The sequence below is a fragment of the Enterobacter sp. RCC_40 genome, assembly GCF_041360735.1.
GTDB classification, from domain to species: domain Bacteria; phylum Pseudomonadota; class Gammaproteobacteria; order Enterobacterales; family Enterobacteriaceae; genus Enterobacter; species Enterobacter ludwigii.
Map to the genome: position 1 here is coordinate 230,432 of NZ_JBFUPR010000003.1, position 26,843 is coordinate 257,274.

The 26,843-nt window shown below is 55.4% G+C and carries 29 protein-coding genes; 5 read left to right on the top strand and 24 right to left on the bottom strand.

Annotated features, from left to right (window positions below; translation table 11 throughout):
- Positions 1 to 43 precede the first annotated feature (43 nt).
- The 8 genes from hpaA to hpaG all read right to left on the bottom strand — a co-directional run bounded on the left by hpaA (position 44) and on the right by hpaG (position 8,018).
- Positions 44 to 955 (bottom strand): 4-hydroxyphenylacetate catabolism regulatory protein HpaA, encoded by a 912-nt coding sequence (gene hpaA, locus AB6731_RS13355; RefSeq protein WP_219372659.1) that lies wholly within the window; start codon positions 953 to 955, stop codon positions 44 to 46.
- A gap of 9 nt (positions 956 to 964) precedes the next feature.
- Positions 965 to 2,317: a 4-hydroxyphenylacetate permease gene (gene hpaX / locus AB6731_RS13360; protein ID WP_183516784.1), complete on the bottom strand. Its 1,353-nt coding sequence runs from the start codon at positions 2,315 to 2,317 to the stop codon at positions 965 to 967.
- Between the two features lie 21 nt (positions 2,318 to 2,338).
- On the bottom strand, positions 2,339 to 3,136 hold the full coding sequence (gene hpaI / locus AB6731_RS13365) for a 4-hydroxy-2-oxoheptanedioate aldolase (protein WP_371006474.1): 798 nt from the start codon (positions 3,134 to 3,136) through the stop codon (positions 2,339 to 2,341).
- Between the two features lie 9 nt (positions 3,137 to 3,145).
- Positions 3,146 to 3,949, bottom strand: a complete 804-nt coding sequence (gene hpaH, locus AB6731_RS13370) for a 2-oxo-hept-4-ene-1,7-dioate hydratase (RefSeq protein WP_020885309.1) — start codon at positions 3,947 to 3,949, stop codon at positions 3,146 to 3,148.
- 78 nt (positions 3,950 to 4,027) lie between these two features.
- The gene (locus AB6731_RS13375) at positions 4,028 to 4,408 is read right to left on the bottom strand and encodes a 5-carboxymethyl-2-hydroxymuconate Delta-isomerase (RefSeq protein ID WP_020885308.1); all 381 of its coding nucleotides are present in this window, start codon (positions 4,406 to 4,408) and stop codon (positions 4,028 to 4,030) included.
- A gap of 9 nt (positions 4,409 to 4,417) precedes the next feature.
- Positions 4,418 to 5,275 carry a 3,4-dihydroxyphenylacetate 2,3-dioxygenase gene (gene hpaD / locus AB6731_RS13380; protein ID WP_219372661.1) on the bottom strand — a complete coding sequence of 286 codons (858 nt, stop codon included), beginning with the start codon at positions 5,273 to 5,275 and terminating at the stop codon, positions 4,418 to 4,420.
- 2 nt (positions 5,276 to 5,277) lie between these two features.
- Positions 5,278 to 6,744 (bottom strand): 5-carboxymethyl-2-hydroxymuconate semialdehyde dehydrogenase, encoded by a 1,467-nt coding sequence (gene hpaE / locus AB6731_RS13385; protein ID WP_219372662.1) that lies wholly within the window; start codon positions 6,742 to 6,744, stop codon positions 5,278 to 5,280.
- Positions 6,741 to 8,018, bottom strand: a complete 1,278-nt coding sequence (gene hpaG, locus AB6731_RS13390) for a 4-hydroxyphenylacetate degradation bifunctional isomerase/decarboxylase (RefSeq protein ID WP_025205621.1) — start codon at positions 8,016 to 8,018, stop codon at positions 6,741 to 6,743. The genes hpaE and hpaG overlap by 4 nt, the downstream gene beginning before the upstream one ends.
- Positions 8,019 to 8,287: 269 nt before the next feature.
- Here hpaG and hpaR point away from each other — a divergent pair, with 269 nt between their 5' ends.
- Both hpaR and tsr read left to right on the top strand, forming a co-directional pair.
- Positions 8,288 to 8,728 carry a homoprotocatechuate degradation operon regulator HpaR gene (hpaR, locus tag AB6731_RS13395; protein WP_014168494.1) on the top strand — a complete coding sequence of 147 codons (441 nt, stop codon included), beginning with the start codon at positions 8,288 to 8,290 and terminating at the stop codon, positions 8,726 to 8,728.
- Positions 8,729 to 8,813: 85 nt separating this feature from the next.
- Complete coding sequence (gene tsr, locus AB6731_RS13400; protein ID WP_032682055.1) at positions 8,814 to 10,478, top strand: methyl-accepting chemotaxis protein; 1,665 nt, start codon at positions 8,814 to 8,816, stop codon at positions 10,476 to 10,478.
- A 69-nt stretch (positions 10,479 to 10,547) separates the two neighbouring features.
- Here the strand turns inward: tsr and AB6731_RS13405 are convergent, their stop codons facing one another.
- From AB6731_RS13405 to AB6731_RS13465, 13 genes are all read right to left on the bottom strand, one after another.
- The gene (locus tag AB6731_RS13405) at positions 10,548 to 11,054 is read right to left on the bottom strand and encodes a GNAT family N-acetyltransferase (RefSeq protein ID WP_047955013.1); all 507 of its coding nucleotides are present in this window, start codon (positions 11,052 to 11,054) and stop codon (positions 10,548 to 10,550) included.
- 29 nt (positions 11,055 to 11,083) lie between these two features.
- The gene (locus AB6731_RS13410; protein ID WP_020885303.1) at positions 11,084 to 11,557 is read right to left on the bottom strand and encodes a hypothetical protein; all 474 of its coding nucleotides are present in this window, start codon (positions 11,555 to 11,557) and stop codon (positions 11,084 to 11,086) included.
- 1 nt (position 11,558) lies between these two features.
- On the bottom strand, positions 11,559 to 12,299 hold the full coding sequence (locus tag AB6731_RS13415; protein ID WP_049023606.1) for a winged helix-turn-helix domain-containing protein: 741 nt from the start codon (positions 12,297 to 12,299) through the stop codon (positions 11,559 to 11,561).
- A gap of 258 nt (positions 12,300 to 12,557) precedes the next feature.
- A complete protein-coding gene (locus AB6731_RS13420; RefSeq protein WP_025205614.1) occupies positions 12,558 to 13,109 on the bottom strand; it encodes a helix-turn-helix transcriptional regulator in 552 nt (183 codons plus the stop codon).
- Positions 13,110 to 13,370: 261 nt separating this feature from the next.
- Positions 13,371 to 15,662: a phosphatidylglycerol--membrane-oligosaccharide glycerophosphotransferase gene (opgB, locus tag AB6731_RS13425; protein ID WP_032679575.1), complete on the bottom strand. Its 2,292-nt coding sequence runs from the start codon at positions 15,660 to 15,662 to the stop codon at positions 13,371 to 13,373.
- Between the two features lie 269 nt (positions 15,663 to 15,931).
- On the bottom strand, positions 15,932 to 16,414 hold the full coding sequence (locus AB6731_RS13430) for a DUF2501 domain-containing protein (protein WP_020885299.1): 483 nt from the start codon (positions 16,412 to 16,414) through the stop codon (positions 15,932 to 15,934).
- Positions 16,415 to 16,499: 85 nt separating this feature from the next.
- Entirely contained in the window at positions 16,500 to 17,237 is a 738-nt protein-coding gene (dnaC, locus tag AB6731_RS13435) for a DNA replication protein DnaC (RefSeq protein ID WP_014168503.1), read from the bottom strand.
- Positions 17,234 to 17,779, bottom strand: coding sequence for a primosomal protein DnaT (gene dnaT / locus AB6731_RS13440; RefSeq protein WP_025205613.1), 546 nt, complete (start codon positions 17,777 to 17,779; stop codon positions 17,234 to 17,236). Before dnaT ends, dnaC begins: the two co-directional genes overlap by 4 nt.
- Before the next feature lie 148 nt (positions 17,780 to 17,927).
- On the bottom strand, positions 17,928 to 18,356 hold the full coding sequence (locus tag AB6731_RS13445) for an organic hydroperoxide resistance protein (RefSeq protein ID WP_006174091.1): 429 nt from the start codon (positions 18,354 to 18,356) through the stop codon (positions 17,928 to 17,930).
- A gap of 84 nt (positions 18,357 to 18,440) precedes the next feature.
- Positions 18,441 to 18,893: a MarR family winged helix-turn-helix transcriptional regulator gene (locus AB6731_RS13450; RefSeq protein ID WP_020885297.1), complete on the bottom strand. Its 453-nt coding sequence runs from the start codon at positions 18,891 to 18,893 to the stop codon at positions 18,441 to 18,443.
- A gap of 41 nt (positions 18,894 to 18,934) precedes the next feature.
- Positions 18,935 to 19,576, bottom strand: coding sequence for a TetR family transcriptional regulator (locus AB6731_RS13455; protein ID WP_014168506.1), 642 nt, complete (start codon positions 19,574 to 19,576; stop codon positions 18,935 to 18,937).
- A 67-nt stretch (positions 19,577 to 19,643) separates the two neighbouring features.
- On the bottom strand, positions 19,644 to 20,117 hold the full coding sequence (locus tag AB6731_RS13460; protein ID WP_020885295.1) for a threonine/serine exporter: 474 nt from the start codon (positions 20,115 to 20,117) through the stop codon (positions 19,644 to 19,646).
- Complete coding sequence (locus AB6731_RS13465) at positions 20,108 to 20,884, bottom strand: threonine/serine exporter ThrE family protein (RefSeq protein WP_014168508.1); 777 nt, start codon at positions 20,882 to 20,884, stop codon at positions 20,108 to 20,110. Before AB6731_RS13465 ends, AB6731_RS13460 begins: the two co-directional genes overlap by 10 nt.
- Positions 20,885 to 21,295: 411 nt before the next feature.
- Between AB6731_RS13465 and AB6731_RS13470 the strand changes: the two genes are divergently transcribed.
- Together AB6731_RS13470 and bglJ are read left to right on the top strand one after the other, a co-directional pair.
- Complete coding sequence (locus AB6731_RS13470; protein ID WP_014168509.1) at positions 21,296 to 22,033, top strand: LuxR C-terminal-related transcriptional regulator; 738 nt, start codon at positions 21,296 to 21,298, stop codon at positions 22,031 to 22,033.
- Positions 22,030 to 22,665, top strand: coding sequence for a DNA-binding transcriptional activator BglJ (gene bglJ, locus AB6731_RS13475; RefSeq protein WP_032681707.1), 636 nt, complete (start codon positions 22,030 to 22,032; stop codon positions 22,663 to 22,665). The genes AB6731_RS13470 and bglJ overlap by 4 nt, the downstream gene beginning before the upstream one ends.
- Positions 22,666 to 22,703: 38 nt before the next feature.
- Here the strand turns inward: bglJ and AB6731_RS13480 are convergent, their stop codons facing one another.
- Positions 22,704 to 23,162 carry a YbaK/EbsC family protein gene (locus AB6731_RS13480; protein WP_014168511.1) on the bottom strand — a complete coding sequence of 153 codons (459 nt, stop codon included), beginning with the start codon at positions 23,160 to 23,162 and terminating at the stop codon, positions 22,704 to 22,706.
- A gap of 328 nt (positions 23,163 to 23,490) precedes the next feature.
- On the opposite strand from AB6731_RS13480, the gene AB6731_RS13485 reads away from it, so the two are divergent.
- Positions 23,491 to 24,837, top strand: a complete 1,347-nt coding sequence (locus tag AB6731_RS13485) for a PTS sugar transporter subunit IIC (RefSeq protein ID WP_025205610.1) — start codon at positions 23,491 to 23,493, stop codon at positions 24,835 to 24,837.
- A 47-nt stretch (positions 24,838 to 24,884) separates the two neighbouring features.
- Here AB6731_RS13485 and fhuF read toward each other — a convergent pair whose 3' ends face one another.
- Entirely contained in the window at positions 24,885 to 25,673 is a 789-nt protein-coding gene (gene fhuF / locus AB6731_RS13490; RefSeq protein ID WP_014168513.1) for a siderophore-iron reductase FhuF, read from the bottom strand.
- A 94-nt stretch (positions 25,674 to 25,767) separates the two neighbouring features.
- Entirely contained in the window at positions 25,768 to 26,832 is a 1,065-nt protein-coding gene (locus AB6731_RS13495) for a GGDEF domain-containing protein (RefSeq protein ID WP_020885291.1), read from the bottom strand.
- Positions 26,833 to 26,843 lie beyond the last annotated feature (11 nt).

Below are 26,843 nucleotides of genomic sequence, written 5' to 3' on the forward strand. Positions count from 1 at the left end.
GATCGCAGAGTGTGATTTCCCTCACCCTGAACCCGGGAGAGGGTCAGGGCTGGGGTGGGGTAACAGACGACACCGGTACTTTTTGTGCCCGATACGCGCTCGGCGAACACCCCACTAACCGATTAAAAAACCGGGCAAAATAGGCCGGGTCTTTAAACCCCAGCTGCCAGGCGATTTCGCTGACCGCGCTGTCGGAGAAGAGCAGCATCCGCCTCGCTTCACGCAGCTGACGGTCAAAAATCAGCCGCTTCGGCGGGCGGTTGGCGAAGCGCCGGCAGATATCGGTCAGACGCGATTCGGTCAGGTGCAGTTCGCTGGCATATTCCGGTACCGTCCAGTGCTCATGAAAATGGACGTCAATCAACTGGGTAAAGCGCTGGAACAGTTTCAGCTCGCCGCGCATGCCGCTGGCGGCGTGATCGTCGAGCTTCGCGTTGCGCAGCAGCAGGGTGAACACCGCCTGGGCTAACAGAACCAGCGTGTGTTCGCGCCCGGGCAGTTGTTCCGTCGATTCCCGGGCAATCAGCGGCCAGTAGTGCTTCAGCGCCGCCAGTTCGTCCGGCTTATCGGCCAGCGACAGGCAGATCCCCGGCAGGCCAAAGGCTTCCCGCGTGCCGGGGTAGAGCACTTCCAGCAGCGGCCAGATCAGATCCTCGCGCACCGTCAGAACGTGCCCGTCGCTGTCGGATTCGGTAATAAACGCGTGCGGCACTGACGGAGGTGTGAGCACAAACAGCGGAGCCTGCACCGAGTAGCGGTGATCGTCGAGCTGCAGTTCGATCTGTCCGGTATCCAGAAAGTGCATCTGAAAATACTGGTCGTGACGGTGAGCCTGCATGTCGCGGCCAAAAAAGGCCGCCATGCGGGCGAACGACTGATAGTGAACATCATCCGTTCCCAGACTTTCGTCGTACTCTTTGCTGATGTCGATATTCGCGATCGGGCTCTGGCACATAGCCGCTCCTTACGGGATTTTCTGCGCCGCCATACCCGGCTCGTGCTCAAGGCTTTCCCGCTGCGTCATCGGGATACGTGTCAGCACCAGCGCGCCGACCACCAGCAAGCCGGCAACAAACCACAACCCGGAGCTGAAGCTGCCGGTGCTGTCACGCAGAATGCCGATCAACAGCGGGCTGACGGCGGATCCGACGTTACCGATGGCATTGATCACCGCCAGTGCGACCGCCCGCGACTGCAGGCTAATAACCCGATCCGGCGTGGTCCAGAAGATCGCCATGGCGGTAAACGATCCGGTTGAGGCCATGATGATGCCAAGCAGCTGGATCAGGCTGTGGTGGGTCGCCGAGGCCAGTAACCATCCTGCCGCCGCAAAGAGATACGGCAGAATGGTGTGCTTTTTTCGCTCTTTCAGCCTGTCGGAGCGGCGGCTCCACCAGATCATCCCGAGGATGGTGCAAAACTGCGGGATCGCCGCCAGCAGGCCAATCACAATGTTGCTGCTGCCGGTGTTGAAGCTCTGCAGGATCTGCGGCGTCCAGATATTTATCGCGCTCAGGGTGTTCGTGAGGCAGAAATAGGCCAGGGTATAGAGCAGCACGGCCGGGGTAAACACTTCGCGCAGCGTCGAACGCGGCGTGACGGGACGGGCGATGGCCGACTCCTGCTCGCGGGCGATCATTGTTTTAAGCGCCTGCTTTTCGTCGTCATCCAGCCAGCTGGCCTGATCCGGCGTGTCGTTCAGGTAGAACCACGTCACTACGCCGAGCACCACGGACGGTAGCCCCTCCAGCAGGAACAACCACTGCCAGCCTTTCAGGTTCCACAGCCCGTCCATGGCCAGAATATAACCGGAGAGGATCGAGCCAAGCATCATGGTCACCGGCATGGCGATCATAAACAACGCATTGGCGCGGGCGCGGTGGTAGGCAGGGAACCACCAGGTGAGATAGACGAGGATCCCCGGCAGGAATCCGGCCTCGGCAATGCCCACCAGCATGCGCAGCACATAGAGCGTTTGCGGGCTGGTGGCGAACATGGTGCAGGTGGAAGCGATGCCCCACACCACCATGATCCCGGCGATCCAGCGCCGGGCGCCGACCTTCGCCAGCATGATATTGCTGGGGATCCCACATATCACGTAGGTGACGTAAAACAGGGTGGCGGCCAGGCCAAACATGGTCGAGGTGAGGCCCAGATCTTTGCCCATCGTCAGCCCGGCAAAGCCGATATTAATGCGGTCAAGAAACGAGAAGACAAACAGGATAAAGAGAAACACGATCAAACGACGAAACAGCTTCTGAATAACGCGGTGTTCTACAGCTTTATTATCATGGGTTTGCAGGGTAGAGGTCGTCATGTTGCGCTCCACATCGTACGTTTAGTAGACGGATTTATTGTTATTTACTGACGTAACCGGGATATCGATAAAACGTGCCGCCAGCGCCTCGGCGCTGCGTGCAAGCAGGGTGGTGTCGACCCCGACGGCGACAAACAGCGCGCCATGCTCGAGGTAGCGTTTTGCCAGCGGCTCGTTAGCCATCAGGATGCCGGGCGCTTTGCCTGCCGCACGGATCTGCGCAATGGCCTTCTCGATGGCGGCCTGGACTTCCGGGTGTTGCGGATTTCCGGCAAAGCCCATGTCGGCGCTCAAATCCGCCGGGCCAATAAACACCCCGTCCACGCCTTCCACGTCGAGGATGTGCGGCAGATTTTTCAGCGCCTCGCGCGTTTCAATCTGCACCAGCACGCACATGGCATCGTTAGCGCGCTGCAGGTAATCAGGCGTGCGGTTCCAGCGCGAGGCGCGAGCCAGCGCGCTGCCCACGCCGCGGATCCCCGCCGGTGGATAACGCGTGGCGCGCACCGCCAGCCGGGCTTCATCGGCGTTTTGTACCATCGGCACCAGCAGGGTTTGCGCCCCGACGTCTAGCAGCTGTTTGATCTGGACCGGATCGTTCCACGACGGGCGTACCACCGGCTGGCTGGCGTAAGGCGCGATCGCTTGCAGCTGGGTCAGGACGGTTTGCACGTTATTGGGCGCGTGCTCTGCGTCGATCAGCAGCCAGTCGAAACCCGCACCGGCCAGCAGCTCGGCGCTGTAACTGCTGGTCAGCCCCAGCCAGAGGCCGATTTGCGGTTTTCCGGCGCTGAGCGCCGCTTTGAATCTGTTTTCCATGGTGGTCTCCTAAACAAAACGGCAGCTGATGGAGCCCATCTTGCCGTAGTCCACGTGGAAGGTATCGCCCTTGCTGGCCGGCACCGGGCGGGTAAACGAACCGCCGAGGATGATTTGGCCAGGCTCCAGCTGAACGTCGTACGGCGCGAGTTTATTGGCAAGCCATGCCACACCGTTGGCCGGGTGGTTGAGCACGCCCGCGGCGACCCCGGTCTCTTCAATGACGCCGTTGCGGTAGAGCAGCGCGGAGATCCAGCGCAGATCCAGCTCGTCGGGTTTAATCGGGCGACCGCCAAGGATCACACCTGCGTTGGCGGCGTTATCGGAGATGGTATCGAACACCTTGCGTGGACGCTGGGTCTCGGGATCGATGTTGTGGCAGCGGGCGTCGATCAGCTCCAGCGCGGGGATGACGTAATCCGTGGCGTTGTAGACATCGAACAGGGTGCAGTTTGGGCCGCGCAGGGGTTTTGCCAGCACGAAGGCCAGCTCCACTTCGATGCGCGGGACGATAAAGCGGTCGGCAGGGATATCGCCGCCGTCGTGGAAGAACATGTCGTCGAGCAGAGCGCCGTAGTCCGGCTCGCTAATCTGCGAGCTGGCCTGCATCGCTTTGGAGGTGAGGCCAATCTTGTGGCCTTTCAGCACGCGACCTTCGGCGATTTTCAGGCTCACCCATTCGCGCTGTACGGCGTAGGCGTCATCAAGGGTGATCGTCGGGTAGTCGAGCGAGATCTGGCGGATCTGCTCCCGGGACTGCTCCGCCTGATGCAGACGATGGGCGATCAGGGTATGGGTGTGTTTATCGAGCATGGCGATTTCCTGTTGTTGCCGGGTGGCGTGCTGCTCACCCGGCTTGCGTTCAAAGCCGTTGTCGGCCCGGTAAGGGCGCTACTTAAACAAAGCGTGCACGTTGTTTTGTTTGTAATTGAGCGTCGGGTGCAGCTCGTCTATTTCAAAAGAGAGCGCCAGATAGCGCGATGCCATCAGGTCGGCGAAGTGGGTTTTAATCAGCTCAAACAGTGCCTTTCCCACCGCCTCCCGGCTCTCCAGACTGCGCCCGGCGCCAATCTTCAGCGTCATATGCACAAAGGCGTAATCGTGCTTACCGTCGGCCATCTGCCAGGTGTCCAGCCAGTGCGCGCGGCTACGGATACCGCCGAGTGGGAAGATTCCCGTGGCGGCAAGCGCGTCGTTCACTTTGGCGAACAGTGCTGGCAGGTCCGCCTGCTCGCGGATGTTGTCAGTGCATTCAGCAATAAAGTGCGGCATGCTGGCTCCTTACGCGGACGCGGGCAGGGGGAAAACGGCGTTAACCTGGCCGGTGCCGGAGCTGGGGAACAGCTCGGTGAGGAACTCCACCTTGCCGTCGTATGTGTCCCAGCCGAGCATCCCCAGCAGCATCACCGTGTCGTGCATATTGCCCTCGCCGTAGCAGTAGTGGGCATACTCCGGCAGCATGCTGCAGAACTCCCTGAACTTGCCTTCACGCCACAGCTTCACCACGCGTTCGTCCATCTGACGGTCGAACTCGCGGGTGTAGCTGTTCATTCCCTCTTCGGCGCGCTGGTCGTCGATAAAACGGTGCGACAGCGAACCGCTGGCGAGCACCGCCACGGTGCCGTCGTATTTCTGAATCGCGCTGACGATGGCCTCGCCCAGCCTGCGGCTGTCGGCGAAGTCGTGGACGGTGCAGAACGCGGCGATAGAGATCACTTTGAAGTGCTTATCGCTGTTCATGTAGCGCATCGGTACCAGCGTGCCGTACTCCAGCTTGAGGCTCGGGATGTTGTGCGCTTTGGCACGTACGCCGAGTTTCACCGCTTCGTCGGCGATAAGCTGGCCGAGCGGCGGGTTGCCGTCGTAGTCGTAGGTCATGTCGCGGATAAAATGCGGCAGCTCGTTGCTGGTGTAGATGCCGGAGAAATGATCCGCGCAGTTGATGTGGTAGGCGCTGTTCACCAGCCAGTGGGTATCGAACACAATAATGGTATCGACGCCCAGCTCCCGACAACGCTTGCTGATTTCTTTATGTCCGTCGATGGCGGACTGGCGGCAGCCGTGGTTTTTTCCCGGCAACTCAGAGAGGTACATTGACGGAACGTGGGTAATTTTTGCCGCTAACGCTAACTTGCCCATACTCAGATCCCCCATTTTGGAATCGGATGGTCGCCCATGGAGATGCAGACGTTTTTCATTTCAGCGAACACCTCGAAGCTGTATTCGCCCCCTTCGCGCCCGGTACCGGAAGCCTTCACGCCGCCAAACGGCTGACGCAGGTCGCGCACGTTCTGGGTGTTTACAAACACCATTCCGGCTTCGATATTGCGCGCCAGGCGCAGCACTTTGCTGACGTCCTGGGTCCAGATGTATGACGCCAGGCCGTACTCCACGTCGTTAGCCAGACGCAACCCTTCGGCTTCGTCCTTAAACGGCAGCAGGCAGGCAACCGGCCCGAAGATCTCTTCCTGGGCCACGCGCATCCGGTTGTCGACGTCTGCCAGCACGGTCGGGCGCAGGAAGTTGCCGTTTTTCAGGTGAGCAGGGAGATCGGTGGGTTTGTCAGGGCCGCCCGCCAGCAGGGTCGCACCCTCTTCAATGCCAAGACGGATATAGCCGGAGACTTTTTCCCAGTGCTGCTGGCTGATCAGCGCGCCAACCTGAGTGTTCGGATCGGTCGGGTCACCCACGCGCAGACGGTTCGCGCGCTCGGCAAAGCGCCTGACGAATTCCGGGTAGATGCTCTGCTGAATGAAAATGCGTGAGCCAGCGGTGCAACGCTCGCCGTTGATGGAGAAGATGGTGAACAGGGCGGCATCCAGCGCGCGTTCGATATCCGCATCTTCAAAAATCAGCACCGGAGATTTCCCTCCCAGCTCCATGGAGTATTTCTTCAGTCCGGCGTTTTTCATGATGTTGCGCCCGGTGGCGGTGCCGCCGGTAAAGGAGACGGCGCGCACGTCGTGGTGACGTACCAGCGCATCGCCCGCCGTTGCGCCATAGCCCTGCACCACGTTCAGCACGCCCGCCGGAATACCGGCCTCCAGCGCCAGCTCGCCCAGACGGTCGGCGGTCAGCGGGGAGAGCTCAGACATCTTCAGCACTGCGGTGTTGCCCAGCGCCAGGCACGGCGCAACCTTCCAGGTGGCGGTCATAAACGGCACGTTCCACGGCGACACCAGCGCGCAGACCCCCACCGGCTGCACCAGGGTGTAGTTGAGCATCTTGTCGTCGACCGGGTAGGTTTTACCGTTCATCTGCTGGCACACTTCGGCGAAGAACGCGAAGTTGTGCGACGCGCGTGGAATAAGCACGTTTTTGGTCTGGTGGATCGGCAGGCCGGTGTCGGCGGTCTCGAGGGCCGCAATCTCCGGAACGTGTTGATCGATAAGATCCCCGAGGCGACGCATCAGGCGTGCGCGCTCTTTCATCGGCAGGTTAGCCCACCTCGGGAATGCCTCTTTGGCCGCCGCCACGGCCTGATGAATTTCAGCTTCACCGCCGGACGCGACCTCCGCCAGCACCTCTCCGGTGGCCGGGTTAGTGGTGTGGAAGTAATCACTTCCTGCGACGTTCTTGCCGTTAATCCAATGGTTTATTTTTTTCATTTTGCAGTCTCCTCACTGACAATGCGGTTCACCAGGCGGCCCACGCCCTCCACTTCCACGACCACTTCGTCGCCTGGCTGTACGTCAGACAGACCCTTTGGCGTGCCGGTGGCAATCATGTCGCCGGGCTGCAGGGTCATAAACTCGCTGAGATAGGCAATCAGGAACGGGATGCTGAAGATCAGATCGGCAGTGGTCCCTTGCTGGCGCAATTCACCGTTCACGAAGGTGCGCAGGGTTAAGTTATGCGGGTCGGGAATGGCCTCTTTCGGCACGATATGCGGGCTGAGGGGGGTCAACCCGTCGCGGCTTTTCACCCGCAGGTTCGGGCGGTAGTAGTTCTCCAGGTAATCACGGATGGCGTAATCGTTGCAGACGGTATAGCCCGCGACATAGTCCATCGCCTCGCGTTCACTGACCTTGTGCGCCGTTTTGCCGATGACCACCACCAGCTCCGCCTCGTAGTGCATGTACTCAATGTTGTTCGGGCGGACCGAGGTCTGGTTATCGCCGGTCACGGTGTTGGGGGCTTTGATAAACACCAGCGGTTCCGTTGGCGGCGTAAACGCCAGCTCACTGGCGTGATCGGCGTAGTTCAGACCAAGCGCGAACAGCGTGGCGTGCGGATGTGGGCCTTGCGCATGGGCGACCTCGCGTTCATCAACCACCGGGTTTTCCAGGGACGGGAAGCCTTTCGCCAGAATGCGTACGCGATCGCCCGGCTGCAGCGGGACGCGCGAGTGTGGGGTGCCGAGCAGAATGGCATCGCCCGGACTGAGGGTGGCGAACTCGCTCAGGGCGCTCAGCAATTCGGCGGCATTGCGCTGCAGGTCAGCGGTGTTCCAGTGGTCCGCTTCCCGGCCGTTAATTTCGGTGACGATGGTCAGGTTATCAACGTGGTCGACGGCAGCCAGCTCTCCCAGCGGACAAAAGCCGTCGCGGCATTTGGCCTTGATCGCCGGGCGATAAAAACTCTCTTCCGGCAGGCTCACTTCGTTGGCAAGCGCGTAACCGGCGATGTACTCCGCCGCCTCGTCCACGGGAACGTTACGCGCCGTTTTGCCCACAACCAGCGCTACCGTGGCACCGCTTAACACGGTTTCTCCCTGCGGGAAGGGAATGGGGTCGCCCGTGCGGATCACGGTGTTATGCGGTTTGATAAACCACACGGCGGTTTTTGGTGGCGTGTTGTAGGGGGCTTTTTCAAACGCGTCGCGCCAGGCATCGCGCTGGCTCTGGTGGTTCAGCGCTACGGCAAAAACAGTACCTTTCATTCACTTACTCCTCAGGCCGGACGTCCGGCCTGTGATTTCATTAATATGTTAATGATCTGGTTGTATGCCTTTGCTGTTTATTTCGCAACCAGAAGTGAATAATTTGTGATATGAATAACAATAAATTTACATAAAGAGATTAAAGGCTATATTTATCATTGCGTTAATAAATCAAGCTTGTTTCTGTTAGACTTTTTGTCGTAAAACGCGTTGTGTGTAAAACCAGCAGAACTGAATTGTTCATGTGTTAATGATTACCGGGAGAGGCTATGCATGATTCATTAACTATCGCCCTGTTACAGGCGCGGGAAGCGGCGATGTCTTACTTCCGCCCGATTGTGAAACGGCATAACCTGACCGAGCAGCAGTGGCGCATCGTGCGCGTGCTGGCCGAACATCCGTCGATGGATTTTCACGATCTGGCGTTTCGCACCTGTATCTTGCGTCCCAGCCTGACGGGCATTCTGACGCGCATGGAGCGTGACGGTCTGGTGCTGCGCCTTAAGCCCGTAAACGATCAGCGAAAGCTGTACGTGTCGCTGACCAAAGAGGGGAACAGGCTATACGAGCGTGCCCAGGCGCAGGTGGAAGAGGCGTATCAGCAAATCGAGGCCGAATATACGCCGGCGAAGATGCAACAGCTGACAGCGCTGCTGGAAGAGTTTATTGAACTGGGGAACCGGCATATCACAGCGCGCGAAGAAGAGTAAAAACCACAAATTTAAGGATGATTTTCGTAAAGTTTTCCCTTTCCAGGCCGAAAATCCTGTTATCTGTCTGATGGAAAGCGAAAACATGTTAAACCGTATCAAGATTGTCACCAGCTTAATGCTGGTATTAGCGATATTTGGCCTTTTACAACTCACATCCGGTGGTCTTTTCTTCAATGCCCTCAAGCATGACAAAGAGAATTTCACCGTCCTGCAAACCATTCGCCAGCAACAGTCCACGCTGAACGCCAGCTGGGTTGCCCTGCTGCAAACCCGTAATACCCTGAACCGTGCGGGTATTCGCTACATGATGGATCAGAGCAATATCGGCAGCGGCGCGACCGTGAACGATCTGATGCAAATTGCGGCGGCTTCTCTGAAACAGGCAGAAAAAAACTGGGCTGAATACGAAGCCCTGCCACGCGATCCGCGTCAAAACGACGCCGACGCGACGGAGATCAAACGTAACTACGATATCTACCACGGTGCACTGGCGGAGCTGATCCAGCTGCTGGGCGCGGGCAAAATCAACGCCTTCTTCGATCAACCTACCCAGAGCTATCAGGATGGTTTTGAGAAGCAGTACGTGAACTATCTGCAGCAGAACGACAAGCTGTATCAGATGGCGGTGGAAAACAGCAATAGCTCCTACAGCCAGGCAATCTGGGTGCTGATTAGCGTACTGATTGCGGTGCTGGTGGTGATCGTGGCCGTGTGGCTGGGTATCAAGCAGGCGCTGATTTCGCCACTTACCCGTCTTATCGACAATATTCGTCATATCGCCAGCGGCGATCTGGTGAAGCGCATCGAGGTGCAGGGCGCTAACGAGATGGGTGAACTGGCCGACTCGCTGCGTCATATGCAGGGCGAGCTGGTCCGTACCGTTGGCGATGTGCGTAACGGTGCTAATGCCATCTACAGCGGCGCGAGCGAAATCGCGATGGGTAACAACGATCTCTCTTCCCGTACGGAACAGCAGGCCGCATCCCTGGAAGAGACCGCTGCCAGCATGGAGCAGCTGACGGCGACCGTTAAGCAGAACGCCGAGAACGCCCGTCAGGCGAGCAACCTGGCGTTGAGCGCGTCTGAAACCGCGCAGAAGGGCGGTAAAGTGGTGGATAACGTGGTGCAAACCATGCGTGACATCGCGGGCAGTTCGCAGAAAATTGCCGACATTATCAGCGTGATCGACGGCATCGCGTTCCAGACCAACATCCTGGCACTGAACGCTGCAGTAGAAGCGGCACGTGCGGGCGAGCAGGGCCGCGGATTTGCCGTTGTTGCGGGTGAAGTCCGTAACCTGGCACAGCGCAGCGCCCAGGCAGCACGTGAGATCAAGAGCCTGATTGAAGACTCTGTTGGCCGCGTGGAAGTCGGGTCTACCCTGGTAGAAAGCGCCGGCGAAACCATGGGTGAAATCGTTAATGCGGTAACCCGCGTGACGGACATCATGGGCGAAATCGCCTCTGCGTCTGATGAGCAGAGCCGCGGTATCGATCAGGTGGGTCTGGCGGTGGCTGAGATGGATCGCGTGACCCAGCAGAACGCCTCGCTGGTGGAAGAGTCTGCCGCGGCGGCAGCGGCACTGGAAGAGCAGGCGAGCCGTCTGACTCAGGCCGTGGCCGTGTTCCGCATTCAGCAGGAGCAGATGAAAGCCCGCGAGCAGGCCTCAGCGAAAACCGCTGCAGCCCCTATGATGGCGCGTAAAGCCGCGACTACCGATGCGGGCGAAAACTGGGAAACGTTTTAATCCTGCCACAGTGCCGGGGGGGCGGCTACGCCTGACCCGGCCTGTAATGGGGCGTTTTGCAGGCCGATATCACAGAGGCAGGCGCATGGCACAGCGGGAGTCATACGCGAAACCGTGCGCCGCTTCTTCCTCTCTTTTCTGACGCAGTTCAGGCGTTAGCATCGTCACCGTTTCAAACCCGAGTCGCGCATAAAACGGCGCATTCCACGGCACCTCGCAAAAGGTGGTCAGCGTCAGCGATGTCAGCCCCAGCGTGCGGGCATGGTCTGCGGCGCAGGCGATAAGTCGCCGACCTATTCCTCTTCCCTGCCACTCCCGATGAACCGAGAGTTCGACAATAAACAGCGATGACGGATGGGCTTCTGCAAGAATAAACCCGACGGGCAGGTCGTTTGCCAGCGCCAGCCAGCTTAACCCGCGTTTCGCGTAATCAAGATGATGTTCCGCGCAAATGACGTCGGCGTCAGCAAGCCAGGCCAGTTCGGGGACGTCCCGAAAACGCTCGCCTGCCGCGCGCTCGATGGCGGGCAGGGCAGCAACATCTTTGGGCGTCGTCGATCGAAAGAGAATGTTCATGGCGGAAAGTATACCCTGACCAGCCGTGCCTATTCTGAACAAATCAGGACCGGCGCATAGAAATTGCTGATCACCAGCGCGTCTTCCGGCGTGCGTTCAATCTTCAGAAGTCTTTTGTTCCCCGGCGTCAGGCCGGCGACGTACTTTTCAAAGACCCCCGGTGGCAGGGTGTCATGGCTAAAGCGCGCCACGCTTTGTATGAATATTTCATAGAGTGAGCCCTCAACGTGCCGCCACGTGAACATCTCCTGGCGGGAAACATCCCAGTGATGTGGCTCGTTAACCACGTCGCCGTTAAGCGTAAGGTACCCTGTGTTGTCGGGCTGAAAGCGCAGCGTAACCTCCCCTTCAAAGGAGAAATCATGATCGTCATGTCGGGCTGAAAATGTCAGGTTTCCTGCACAGGTTCCGGACAGCGGAGGCGTGTAGACGTACCACGCCAGCGTCACGCCAATCAGCAACAGATTGAGCGCCAGAATAAGCCACACTTTTTTTTGTTTCATATCACCACTCGTAAAAGTAAAGCGTTCGGCAGGCGCTGGCTTTACCGTCCGTGAGAGAACACTGGGAAAGGACCAGCCGCCCTTCGTGGCCATAGAAAAGTGTTCTCTGGATGTGCATATAGAAAATAGAGTTTTTCAGGCAGGGCAGATTACCTTCGCGCTGAAGCGTCTGCGCCAGCGCCATGGCCTTAGAGTGAAACACATCTGCCAGCGGGGCGAAGGTGTAGACCGGACAGGTGCCAATGTGGGTGAGCAGATGAGTGTCACTGTACTGGTGCGCCTGTTTCGTCAAACAGGCGCCGATGCACAGCGCCACGACCATCAGCGTAAGTACACCGCAGAATAGCCATTCTGGCTGAATGCGTCGTGAGGCCGGGACCGCCTCCTCGACGGGAAAATCGTCCTCCAGGGGCGTTACCGCGATATCAGCACTGAGCATAAAGCCCGTTTTCGGTACGGTGACGATAAACAGGGTGTCGGGCAGCAGGCTCGACAGCATTTTGCGCACAATACTGATGTATTGATTTAACGAATTGTTGGACCCCTGGAGCCCACGTTGATCCCAGACATCACTCAGAAAGGTGTCACGTTCGACGACGTTGCCGTGATGCTGAACCAGCAGCTTCATGATGGCGTTGGCGGTACAGGTGAGGATTTGTCTGTCCAGATCGGGTGCATTGATAAGAGAAACAGAACCGTCTTCGTCGTTATAGACGATGGCGTCAGCAAGCAGGTATTTCATAAGTTATTGTAATACAGAAAAAATAACAAAAAAGAAGATAAGGCTGTGCCTTGTCGGACATAACACGCTGGCTATTTTAGCGCCATTGTTACCGATAACATTGATCCAGACAAGATTTAAAGCAATTTACTCGTGCAGTCGGATTACCACGTCATCCCAACGTGGCGGGAAGGGCATAGCGAGACAGCAGCGCCAGCATCAACAGCCAGAGAATGAGACAGGGAAGATGACGCCGCATGATCTTATTTCCCGACGTGATTAGCCGTGCAGTGACAAACACGATGCCGGGTAGTCGAGCAGGAAGAGTTTGCGATGGAATTCCGCCAGGTTCTGGCAGTGAAATTTGTTCATCGCGTTACGCTTGTGGGTGTAGATCGTTTTCGGGGATTTATTCAGGATCTGCGCGATGCGAACCGGGCTGAACCCGTTGCGGAACAGCATGCAAACCCGAAGCTCCTGGCAGGTGAGCGTGGCGTTTTTTACGCTTGCGAACGGCGTGTTCTGAAAACAGCGGCTGAGCTGCGCGAGTGACAGGTTTCCCGCCACCACGTGGACACGCTCACCCCCCAGAATGATTTTAATATCGTTGACGCGGGACGCATCGGTGAATACCAGCCACCCTTTTTTGACGCGGATATTCAACATCAGTTGCCGCAGGGGCAGGATCCCCTCAGGGCTCACGTCGTTAATCCAGAAAATTTCAGGGCAGGGGTCCACACTCTGCGAGATGAACGTCTTCAGGCCCAGCCACAAGAAGGCATTGCCGCTTAAAACGATGACCTTATAGTCGGCATTCAGTGTCTGCGGCATCAGGGTTTTTTCCCCTGGTAGCGCTGGTCGTACTCCGCTGCGCTGTGCCAGGGTGGATTCGAACGTATTGCCGGTTAGCATGATAAAAAGTGGGTAACTCTCTCAGGGTGTAAGGAGTTACACATTCTGAGATATGATTTCTTTCTGGTGAATTTATAAATAGAAATGATGGATATATGGTGTCTCTGTCTTATTTTTAATGGTTTTATAGGATTATATATTTACATAAAGCGCCCGGCAGAACGCCGGGCGCAGAAGGGATCAGCTCTCTTTACTGACAATTTTTATCTCTACCATCCCGATGCCGAGCTCGCGCGGTGAATGGCCAAGAATATTTCCCTCATTCGTCGGCTGCGGGTCCGGCGGAACAATCACCAGCGTATTGCTGCGGGAAGGATTATCAAAATGCAGCGTGGTGGTGGTGACGTCATTTCCCAGCGTCAGCGTTTGCTCTTTATCGCCCACACGCACCGGGATGGGACGGTTCGCGTTTGGACCATAGGCCCGGGCGGTGATCACCAGGTCGAATTTTTCCGGCAGAGGATGCGCGTACTCAATCTTCACTTCACTGCCCAGCTGCGCATTAGACCAGCGCCCCCAGGATTCCGGACGCGAGATGCCGCTGAACTGTTTGACCTCTTCCGGTGCCCCGGCCACGTTGAAGATAAAGCTGTCTGCTTTATAGCGAATATCGTTATCCACGATTTTCAGCATGTCGACATTTCGCTGATAGCGCGCGGTATCGATGACCGTATCGTTGAATGCGGTTTTGCCTTTCCACTGCGCTTTATCGACATGCTGCACGGTTTGCTCCCCGCCAAGCTGTCCCTGAGAAACGCACCAGTCGGTTGAGAGCGCCAGTGGCTGGGACCAGAGCTGGCCCATTTTGTAGCACCTGTCGACCCAGACAAAATTATCGCGCGGGGCGAAGTCGGCCAGCTGGAAACGCAGCGGCGCAGAGTATTCGCTTTCCGGCAGCGGTTCGACGCGCGTATCCGACACGCGCAGCAGCAGCGGCAGACGGAAATGGCTGCCGGAGAAGGCAATCGTGTTTTTATCCTGATCGATGGTGAAGTCTTTCATCTCTTTCGGGAAGTTCCACAGGCGGATGATGTCCGGCTTCCACGCAAGGATTTTCTCCTTCATGTTGAGGAACACTTCCGACAGTGACTGCCCCGAGAGCGTACTGCGGCCAAGGCCAATAAAGTTATCCCCGCCCAGAATGTCCAGCACGGTTGCGCCGTTATCCATGGAGTTGCGTTTGGTGGCGATCACATCCTGTTGCGGCTGGTCGCCGCGCAGAATGAAGAACAGATTGCTGCGATCCTGTTTGCTGAGCTGATCCCAGGCGCTGTTTTTCATCGCCAGATGGTCAGATGAGACGACGATGACCGTGTTTTTAAAATACGGCGAGGCTTTGATTTTCTCGACCAGGGCGGCGATATGCTCCTGACTGCAGGTTACCGCGCTGAACGACGTGTTGTTTTTGCCGTCAATCTCATAGCGTTTTCGCTTACAGGTGCGCGAGACAAACCCGTCCGGATGGTGGGTATCTACCGTCAGGGCAAAGAGGGAGAAACGCTTGCCGGCGCGGGACAGTTCCTCGAACTTTTTCCAGGTTTCGTCCAGTACCGTGTCATCGTAAAAGCCCCAGTCGTTGCGGTAATGCGGATCGGCAACGGTCGTTTTTAACTCTTCTGAGCCATACAGATGGTCAAAACCGTGGGATTTCAGGAACACGTCTTTTCCGGCAAAGCGCAGGTTGGCACCCTGCACGAAGTAGTTTTCGTAGCCGGAGTTTTTCAGGATATCGCCGAGGCAAACGTTCTGCGGGAAGAAGCTCGACATTGAGGCCGAGGCATTACCCTCAAAGGGGGCGAAGAGCGGGATACCGCACTGCGAGGCAACCATCCCGGCGATGGTGTAATCCGTACCGGGCAGCTGCGCGGTATGGCTGAAATCAAGGCTTTCGTTTTTCACCGCGCCCAGCTCCGGCGTCAGGTTCGGGAAAGCATTGTTATCAAACCAGGTGCGTTCCAGACTCTCGCCGTAGATATATACCAGGTTAAGCTTCGGGTTGGCTATTTTTTTGGACGGCTCTTTATACCAGGCCATGAAATCCGGGTCGCCGTCGCGCGACTGTGACTTTACCAGCTCGGTTATCTGATGAAATGCCGGGCTGGCATCCACGGACGCCAGCGCCAGACAGAGTGCCAGCAGGCTGTAGCCGCCATGATGCGGAAGATGTCGACGGCGGCGCAGCACCCAGGCCAGGGCACCAAAAATAATCACCAGCGCCGCAATTAGGCCAAGCCCGGGAAGAATGTATTTACCCACGCCCGCGCCCGTCAGGCTATTCGTCAGCGTGTAGAGCACCGCATCGTTAATGCCGTCACCGGTAAAGTAATCGCTGGCGTATAAGGTAATGTTTAAAATAATAAAAATGCCGAGCACCACCAGCGTGGCGATAAACCACCAGGTGTTACGGCCCGCTTTGCAGGCGTAAACGCCGACAGAGGCCAGAAAAAGGACAAGGGACATTAACTCTGACAACAGTCTATCCTCATGACGCCAGGCGCTTAGCTGGCTAACTGATTATTTTTTGGGTTATACAATGTAATTGCGTTGTCGTGTAGCTGCAATTTTAGTGTCACGAAAGTGTGCTGTTGTTAGGATTTGGTTTAGAAAATCGTTTTTTTGAAGGGGGTCGCATCCTGACATACGGACGCTCAGACGGTGGCAGGCAGGAAAAAGACGGCTTTAACGCCGCGTTAAAAGAGTAACGTCTTAAACGCGGCGTGTAATGGCAATACAGGCGGGGATCAGGAGATGAAATTAACGCCTTGTTTCAGCACCAGATCGCAGGCTTTGGTTTTCACCTGTTTCGCCAGCGAGGAGTTGCCGATGGTGCTCAGGTTGAGCTGTTGACCGTTTTGCGCATTCAGCAGGCCCTGAATACCATCCATATAGTTGGTGTCCTGTTTCTGCTCCTGTGTATCCAGACCGAGTTTGCCCAGCACCTGATTTTTCACGTTTTGCGCGTCGGTCACGGAGGCCAGTTTTTGCTTCGCGCAATATTCCAGAATCCCCGCGGCGTTGTTCATTGTGCCTGCGCTCAGGCTCTGGGTGCTGTTACCCAGCAGGCCGGTAAGGGAAGAGGCTGACAGCCCGCCCTGGGTGCTGCTGCTCTCTTTGGTCAGTTCGCTCGCTGCGCTGGACAGCGAATCCTGCCAGGATGCGGCCTGTGCCGCGCCGGTAACCAGCAGGGCGCCTAATACAGTGCTGAAAAGAAACTGTTTTTTCATAATGGCTTACTCAAAAAAGGTCCGTTTTGGGGCGAAAGTGGAGTCAGTATATACCTCCGGGCCACCGGTCTTTCCTGGAAATATCTTAATACTCTTTACCGGTGACACGGCTGCGGTAACTTTCCCAGTCGAAGATGACATACAGACTGTTCCCGAGCTTCATGCGATCCATGACGCGTTCGCCCAGCAAGCGGGTCATTTCGTCGATGTTGTGGTTAGTCAGCATGCCGGTGGGGCGTTTGGAGGAAGAGCGGCGATCGACAATCTGGTTAATGATCACTTTTTCATAGCGGGATTCGGTCTGGACGCCAATCTCATCAATAACCAGTAAATCGACATTACTCAGGTCGTTAAGCAGTTGCTCTTCGCTGGTTTCGCGGTTGCTGAAGGTGTCTTTCATGGCGGACATGATATCGGCCACGGTGATGATCAGCACCGATTTCCCGCGCAGCAGCAGCTCGTTACAGATAGCGGCCGCCAGGTGGTTTTTCCCCGTGCCAGGCTTGCCGCTAAAAATGAAGCTGGCGATATTGCCGTCGAATTCATCCACGTACTGACGCGCGGCAGCGAGTGCATTCATCTGCCCGTTGGTCTCAATTTTATAGTTATCAAATGAGCAGTTCTGGTGCAGGGGGCGAATACCGGAACGGTTAAAGGTGCGCTGCATTTTCATCGCCCGGTTTTCGCGGGCCAGCGCGGCGGCGCGGATCTTACCCTGTTCTTTTTGCCACGCCAGGAGTTCTTCACCCGTCGTGAAGGCGGGCTTCACGTTGGCTGGCATCATCTTTTGCAGACGTTTCATCAGGTCGCCGACGTTCTTCATTTCGCACCTCGGAATCCATTAGGGATCTGTTTATCCGGTTCGGAAAACGCGTTGATATCACGTTTTGGCTGGCCGTTATTGCTGGCGCGATTAATTTGCAGATGACGCGCGAGCTTCTGTTGCCACTGAATATGGGTGAATACTTTGCCTTCCGCCTGCCACCAGGCGGTAAACGCGGCCAGCTCTTCGGGGGTAGCCGGTTGCGTTAACGCTATGCCCCACAATGCCGCCTGCCGTTGAAAATCAGCATCAGGTTGCCAGCCCGCATACAGGGCAAATTTTCCCATGGGAACGGCCATGGGGACGTTAACCGGCTCGTCAAAGAACTGGTTATCGAGGGTTACGTCGCTCGCCGGGCGGGACAACTGCGCTTCAATCTCCAGAAGCTGTGCCAGACGTTCCGGTGTGATGGCATAAAACGCCGGAGCGTTGTCAGCAAATACCGCAACCGTGCCGCCTTCGGCGTGGGTCAGCACACCGCGGGGATCGCGCATAAAGGCATCAATACCAGCAATGCTGGTGGTCAGAATTCTGGAGGACATAACGCTTACTCTACTGATAACTACGGGCGTGATATGGGCTTATGGTAGCACAGAGAGCGGGAAGGGAAGGAGGGGTTTTCCCCGGCGGCGCGATGCCTGCCGGGGCGTCAACGGCTGGCCTGATAAGCGTAACGCCATCAGGCAGTTATCAGGCGATAATGTTCAGCGTTACGTCGATGTTACCGCGGGTCGCGTTAGAGTACGGACACACAATGTGTGCTGCATCGACCAGTTTTTTGGCTTCAGCAGGATCCATACCTTCAACGTGGATGTTCAGTTTTGCTTCGATACCAAAACCGGTTGGCAGCGGCCCAATCCCCACTTCGCCTTCAATAAAGGCCTCTTTCGGCAGGGTAAATTTGTCGCGAGCGGCTACAAACTTCATGGCACCCAGGAAGCAGGCAGAGTAGCCGGCAGCAAACAGCTGCTCAGGGTTGGTGACGTCACCGCCCATGCCGCCCATCTCTTTTGGCACGCCGAGTTTAACGTCCAGTACGCCGTCGGAAGAGGTCGCACGGCCATCACGGCCTCCGGTTGCTTTTGCTTTGGCAGTGTAGACAACTTTTTCTAAAGACATGGCAGATTCCTCATCTTACATTAATGTGCGCTATTAAATAGCGTGCGATATATATGGGTAAATAAATACGCGTAAAGTATAGCCTTACGCGCGTTGGATCTGTTGTCGCAAACGTTCCAGCTGCTGCTTAAGTGACAGCATGGTCTCAGTATCACACTGGGCGGCGCATCCCACTGCATGGGGGATCCCGGAAGCCTGCAGCTGGAGATGACGTCCCGCATCGCTCAGGGTGACGGCAACCTGACGCTCGTCTTTACGTGAGCGGTGGCGGTTTATCAGCCCCGCGCTTTCCAGACGCTTCAACAGCGGCGTCAGCGTGGCAGAGTCAAGGAACAACCGTTCACCGATGTCCGACACCGTAATGTCATCCTGCTCCCACAGCACCAGCATCACCAGGTATTGCGGGTAAGTCAGGTTCAGCGGTGCCAGCAGTTGCCGGTACAGCTTGTTCAGCGCCAGATTTGCTGAATAGAGAGCAAAGCAGAGCTGGTTATCCAGCAGGAGCGCAGCGGTCGTGTCGTTCGTTTTCGCGTTCATGAGATGAATATAGATAGTGTGCGATTTAATTGCAAGCTATTTTATGGACAAGTATAACGGAGCGCCACCTGAACGGCCATTTTGCGGTAGTGCTGGCGCTGTGCCTGTTCGTCCGCACCTTCTTCAAACAGCAGGGTGAAGGTGTAGCTGTTGGCAACGTAGTGGAAGCTGAAACTGCTGATCAAACGATGCAGATCGCGGGCTTCAACCGTCTGATTGAACAACTGCTTTTCTTTCCCGCGACGGAGGATCGCTTCCAGCAGATCAAGTGCGCTGCGGTTGACCTGGCGGAGGTCGCTGGACTGCTGCATAAAACGGCCACGCTGCATGTTTTCCATGCAGATAATGCGGATGTAATCCGGGTGGTCGGCATGGTAGTCAAAGGTGGCTTCAACCAGATGAACCAGCGCTTCGACAGGGGGCATTCCCGCCAGGCTGAGCGCCTGTTCACTGGCGCGGATCTGGGTGTAAACATACTCCAGTACGAGAAGATACAGGTTCTCTTTGTTTTTGAAGTGGTAAACAACCATGCGTTTGGTGGTGCCGGCTTTCTCCGCAATTTGTTCCATGCGGGCACCGTTCAACCCGTATTCGGCAAACAGTGTGATAGCGCTCTGAAAGATTTTCTCTTTCAGGCTGGATTCTTCATTGTGCTCGGGGAGTTCGCTGCCTGGGTTAGCCACATCCTTTCCTTATCGTCACCAAACGGATGGGAGTGATTATCCTCACGGCAGCGTAATAACACAAATCTCAAACCCGTGGACGTTTGCGGTACAGCCACAGTCCGGGGATCGACAGTCCGATAGAGAGCGCACCGACAATGGACGAAGCCTTAAGAAAGTTGCTCAGAAGGAGGATCATTTGCGGTTCGGTGTAGCCGAAATGGCTGATTTTCACCGCGGAAATCATGGCCGTATAGGCAGATATGCCGGGGAACATCGGGATAACGGCGGCGACGGTGAATACCTTTGGATGCGCCAGATACCAGCGCGACCACTGAATGCCGATGCTACCGACCAGCATTGAGGCCATAAATGTTGACCATTCAATGTTGAATCCCGCCGTCATCATCACCATTCGCGAGCCATGACCAATAGCACCCAATAGCGCGCACCACGGTAACGCGCGTTGCGGAACGTTAAAGACCATCGCAAAACCGACGGCAGGGATCGCGGCCAGCAGCATATCCTGCGCCAGCGCCAGCAGAAAATCGATCACGCCCATCCGCGTAACCCCCAGAGTGTCATGGCCATTACCACACCAATGCAGGTTGCAAGCGTCAGCAGGCTGGCAATCGCCCAGCGTGCCAGACCGGTATTGATGTGCCCCTTAAACATATCGGCTACGGCGTTAATCAACGGGAAGCCGGGCACCAGCAGAAGCACGCTGGCCGCCATGGCAATCGTCGGCGTGTTGGCAAACTGCGGCAGACGAAGCAGCAGGCCAGAAACCGTGGTGGCGACAAAAGCGGTAATGCAGAAATTAATTTGCGGGTGGAGTTGGCGGTGCGTCAGGAGCTGGCGCACGTACATGGCGATGCTGCTGGCGAAAAAGGTGATGACCGCGCCGTCCCAGCCGCCTTTGTTGAGCTTACAAAAACAGGCGCAGGACAGCCCGACCATTAACACCACCAGCCAGCGGGGATAACGTAAGGGCTTAATCTGGTTGAACCGTTTTTCAATGTCGTGCAGGTCGAGAAGCTTATGCTCAGCAAGAATGACGATATGCTGAACCTCGGTTACAACGTGCATATTGATGCCGCGGTCGTGGTTTTTGCGGGTGGAGGTCAGGCACTGACCGTCTTTTATGGTGGTCAACACGATAGCATTGGATGAAATGGCGCTCTCAACGCTATCCATACCCAGCGCCAGCCCCAACCGGGTGGAGAGTTCCTCGACCAGCGCGCTTTCCGCCCCGTGCTGGAGCAGAAAAAGACCGCACTGAATACAGAGCCGCGTGATGGCACGCTGCGTTGATCGATCTGCCTGCATGTCATGTCCTGAAGAGAAGGTGAATAGCTTGCCTGATGGCCCGTCATGCTTACTTTTAGCACAAACTGCAGTGCCTCTAGCTGTGGGTCAGATCAAGATTTATGCAAACAGTTGCGGGCTGTCTGGCGGCGGGATGCGGTTTTGGGCCATAAATATGATGAATTATTAATTGAGAAATATAAGATATTTATATTTAGTTTTACTAAGTTTATATTTTAATTATTTTAATGCCTTTATAATTAAATTTATCTGTGCTTTGTGAGATATTACCGCTGTTTTAGGCATTTCTTAAATGAAGCACACATCTCATCTTCTGCTTGTATTAATCAGTTTTACACTCAGGGACGAATACACTTATACCTTGATGCGTTTTAACGTTACTCATCATATGAAAATGGACACGGAGGGTCTATGTCGTCATTGAATGGTAAACATGGCGTCGTCATTAGCAGAATACCCGTAATGCAAAACGGGTTGGGGGGCGTGATGACACGCCATTTTGCCGATTTTGATTTAACGTTTTGCCGTTCGCTGCAGGAATTAACCCTGCTGCAGTTACGGCGTGCAGACGTCATTATCGCTGATATTTCAGGTGAATACAGGAATCCCCGGGGCACGCTCGAAGAATATTACGGTTTATTAAATCAATATCGGGATATTCACTGGATTTTTTTAGTCTCCCGGCCGCTTTACCCTATTGCCGTTGAGCTGCTGATGCGTCCGGAAAGCACGTTGCTTTCTGATATGGAGCCGATAGAAGGCGTAATTAACGCCATCCGTGCAGGCAGTGAACGGGCAGAGCGGATAAGCCAGACGTTATTAACGCCCGAGCCTGCCTGTAACGATGATGAAGACGACCGCGTCATTGCGCTCACCCACTCTGAACGCAAGGTATTGCGTCTGTTAGGCAAGGGCTGGGGGATTAACCAAATTGCCACCTTGCTCAAGAAGAGCAATAAAACGATCAGTGCACAGAAAAACAGTGCGATGCGACGGTTGTCATTACGGAGTAATGCCGATCTGTACGCCTGGATCAACAGTACTCAGGGATTGAGAGAGCTGAGTTTAATGTCAGCCTATGGAGAGTTCGAGGAATGGATAAAACCGGTTCAACAAGACATATTGCCGTCATCGAAAATTGCGCGATGAGTGCCGTCGGGCTGGAGCACCTGTTTGCACTGCCCACGCTCAGCCATTATCAACTGCACATGTTCAGTGAATTTGACAGCTTTAAGAAGGCGCTTCCTCATGTCTCTTTTTTCTCGCTGATCTATTCACTTTCTGATGCGCGAGAAGAGCGTCGAAACTGCCTGGCATCCCTGCGGGATCTCGCGTTTACGCATAATCATATTCAGCGCATCATCCTGGCGGCAGATGAAATGGAAGCGCGGTTAATCAGCCATCTTTCCCCTTCACGCCTTCACGGTGTCGTCAGTAAATCGGTGTCGCTCGACCGCCTGCAGGAGGAACTGCTGGTGTTACTGAGTGAAACGCTGCACATCAATGACAATATGCTCAACCACTGGTACAAGAGTCAAAACAGGATGTTAAGCCCAACGGAGCGGGCGATTTTGCGGTATATGTCCTGCGGGTTTTCTATTCCTGAAATCGCCGCGCAGCTTGAGCGCAATATTAAGACCATCCGGGCGCACAAGTTTAATGCGATGGTGAAGCTTGGGGTCAATTCTGACGTGGGGCTGCTTGATGCGGCAGATATTCTGACTCATCTCCCGGCCCGGGATCCGCGAACATCTGTATTAAGCCAGCCGACATTTTTATAAACTGATATCTGTGCGCCAGACAGGCTCTGGCGCCTCATTCAGATGCACACATCCACCCATTTTGCGGACGTCAGTTCTGCCATTCTGTCTGGTGAAATACGCACGGCACTGTGAATTGCACCCGCGGCCGGCAGCACTTCAGCATACTGTTTCAGTGAAATATCGCAATAAACCGCGAGCGGATTTTCCAGCCCAAACGGGCACACGCCGCCAACAGGATGACCCGTGATGGTGACCACTTCATCACAACTGAGCATGCGTGCTTTTGCGCCAAACGTGTCTTTCAGTTTTTTATTATCCAGACGCGCATCACCTTTCGCGACCACCAGAATGACGTCATTTTTAACCTTCAACGACAGCGTTTTGGCGATTTGTCCCGGCTCAACACGATGGGCGGCAGCAGCCAACGCAACGGTTGCGGTACTCTGGCTAAGTTCAATAACCTCTATATCCGGAGCGTTGTCGGCAAAAAACTGCTGTACAGACTGCAAACTCATTGTTTCCTCCTGACAAATATCCCGCGTAATCTGTCATAAGAATTTATGCTCTGTAAATATCTCTTCAGTAACAAATATCCCACACGGCCGATTTCTGGATCGCCTTCACATTCACGGAAACCGGTTACAGTAACCGGTTGCAGACCGTGAGTGAGAGATTAATACTGACTATGTAACGTCCCCTGTATCCAATAATAAGAGCTAAATATGAAACCATTCCGTCTGAGCAGTACCGCTGGTAAACGCGCCGGCAAGGTTGTGAAGGTGATGTATGGACCAACGTATGGCGTACATGCGCCCGTCATAAACGTCTGAAAGGAGATCTGCTATGTCTGCCAACCATGCTGCGTTTAATCTGATATTTCGTTTTGTAGAAAATTACGTCAGCCCGATTGCCGGGCGGATCTCCTCCCAGCGTCATGTTATGGCTATTCGTGATGGCTTTATCTCCGCGATGCCGTTCATGATTGTGGGTTCATTTTTACTCGTCTTCGCGTATCCACCGTTTTCGCCTGATACCACCTGGGGTTTCGCGCGCGCCTGGCTGGACATGGCGAAGCAATTTGAAGGTCAGATCCTCACGCCGTTTGATATGACGATGGGCGTTATGTCCCTGTATATCTGCGCGGCCATTGCCTATAACCTTGGCAAACACTATGTCAAATCGCATCAGTTAGACCCGTTTATGTGCGCCATGCTGTCGCTGATGGCGTTTCTGCTGGTTGCGGCGCCGAAAACCAAAGGCACGCTTCCGGTCGACAGCCTCGGCGGGACTGGCATTTTTACCGCGATTCTGGTGGCTATCTACTGCGTTGAGATGATGCGTTTTCTCAAAGCGCATAACATCGGGATCCGTCTGCCGGACCAGGTTCCGCCGATGATCAAAAACTCCTTTGACCTGTTGATCCCGGTGCTGGTGGTGGTGTTGACGCTTTACCCGCTGAGTCTGGTGATTCAGTCTGAGTTTGGCATGCTGATCCCGCAGGCGATTATGTCTGTCTTCAAACCGCTGGTTTCCGCCGCAGACTCCCTGCCGGCAATCCTGCTGGCGGTGTTGATTGGGCATTTGCTGTGGTTCGCCGGGATCCACGGCGCCGCGATTGTCTCCGGGATGTTGCAGATGTTCTGGCTGACCAACCTGGGCGCTAACCAGACCGCGCTGGCCGCCAGCCAGCCGCTGCCGCATATTTTTATGGAAGCGTTCTGGACATTCTTTATCGTCATCGGGGGGTCAGGTGCCACGATGGGGCTGGTGTTCTGCTACCTGCGCAGCCGCTCCGCTCATCTGCGTTCTATCGGCCGTCTGAGCGTGGTGCCAAGCCTCTTTAACATCAACGAACCCGTTATTTTCGGTACGCCGATTGTCATGAACCCGGTGTTCTTTATTCCGTTCCTGCTGGCACCCATGGTTAACGCCGTGCTGGCCTGGTCGGCGATGAAGTTCGATCTGATTGGCCGCGTGATCTCCGTTGTGCCGTGGACGGCACCTGCACCGGTAGGTGCCGCATGGGCGCTGGGCTGGGATTTCCGTGCAGCCATTCTGGTGGTGGTCCTGGCGTGCGTATCGGCCATCATCTACTTCCCGTTCTTTAAAGTGTACGAGAAGCAACTGCTGGAGCAGGAAGCGGAAGAAGCGCAACGTAATGCGGAAGAGGAAAATCAGCAGGTAGCGTGAGAAACGGATGCCGGGTCAGCGTTAATGCGGCCCGGCAACACCTGACCTTACTTGAGCGTACAATCTCCACACTGCTGAACGTCCGGCAGGCGATAACGCTGGCAGCAGGTGCGACGAACCAGAAGCCCGTCACGAAGGACCACGGTGCGGAATAACGGGTTATCGCGACCATCGGAAAGCTGTTTTGCAAAGAAACAGGACTGGCGCAGGGCCTCGACCTTCTCATCACCGAGCAGAGGTTTCATTTCCGTCAAATACCAGTGGATTAAATACCCGGTATTGCTCCAGATAAGCTTCCCGTTGATTTCCCCCGTCTCTTCCAGCGCATCCACCACCGGGATCAGGGCGCGAGTTATGAGCTGCTCCATACGTTCCTGAGCAGAGAGGTGCTCCGCGTTCTGGTCTTCGTGGAGATCAATCCAGAAACAGGCCGCACGGCCGGTCTCGTGGAACTCGACATGAAAATATTCCGGGGAGAGTTCCAGCATGCCCTCTTGAGTGAGCAGCGCCAGCATGAGTGGGGGCACCATCAGCCCGATATACCACTGCGCCCAGAGGGAGAGCAGGGGTTTGTTTTCCCGCGTAAGGGTCGGTTGATTGCGATAGATATGGTCGGAATAGGTTGCCAGCAACGACTGCAGTGTCGACGGCTGTCGCCACTCTTCCAGCGTCATGGCGTGGTGCGGGTGCGCTTCATCCAGCCTGATAAAGTCCAGCAGGTGGGCGCGGGTTTTAGCGATCTTATCCCTGATGGCATCCGCAAGCGAAACATTCCCGGTGGGGAGGCGGGCTCTCCAGAGAAGTGGTTCAACGATTTGTGCGGTATGAGTGGCCATAGTATAGATACAAATCTAAATGATAATGATTGCCAATCCTAACTATTGCTCATACCGATGGCAAGACTTTTGTCCTCGTTATATGACGCCGCGCTTACGCGGTCTGAAGCTCTTCGCTCAGCAGGATGTTATTGCGCCCCATATGCTTTGCTTCGTAGAGGGCTTTGTCCGCTTTCTCCAGTGCGCCTTCGGCATCTTCATCCTCAAAAATGGCAATCCCAATGCTGATGGTGACGTTTGTCGCCACGCTTTCATTGAACATATGCGGGATTTTTAAATCGTAGACTTTCTGGCGGATCCGCTCTGCCGTCTGGCGGGCATGCTCGAGAGAAATATTGGTCAGCAGAACCATAAATTCTTCCCCGCCGAAGCGCGCCACAATATCGCGTGAACGCACGGCATCACGGATGGCAGCAGAGACCCGGATCAGCGCCTGGTCGCCCATCATATGGCCGTAGTGGTCGTTGTAGGCCTTAAAGTGGTCGATATCCATCAGCAGGACAAAGTGCTCGCCGTTCTCCACTGCCGGAAGATTCTCCAGCCGGCTTTGCAGTCCGCGACGGTTATAAAGGCCGGTAAGCGGGTCCATCATGCTCAGATCGGTGAGGGTCTCACGCTCCTCCAGCAAACGGGAAAGCAGTTCCTGCGCGAAGCGATCGTTACGTCTTTGCAAAATGTTATGAATCGCAATTGCTACCACAGGAAGTGCGAAAGAATAGGTCATTCTCAGCCATATATCATGATTACTTAACCACAGGCAGACAATAAAGGTGGGGAAGGAGTGCAGCGTAAATGCTTTGATATTACTGGCGAAGGCCAGCGTACCAATAAACAGTACCGTTAATAATGCCATGATCAAATAGGTCGCCTGATCGTGGGTAATTAACGAAAATTTCGAGGCCACCTGCCACGCCCATAAAATACCGAAGATCGCTGAAACGGCAGGAATATTTACCTTGCGGGTTCTCTTTTTCCAGTGCCAGACGAGTAGCCCGATGCTGATAACAAAAATAGAAATCAGAGGGACTGATAACAGGCGAATAGAATAGAGCGGGTTTGTTACCGAGAACACAGCTGAGGTCGCGTTCAAAAATAAAAATAAACGTAACGATAATTGATATTTACTGTGGACCAAAGACCGCCAGGATTGTGATGTCATAGTAGTGCGTT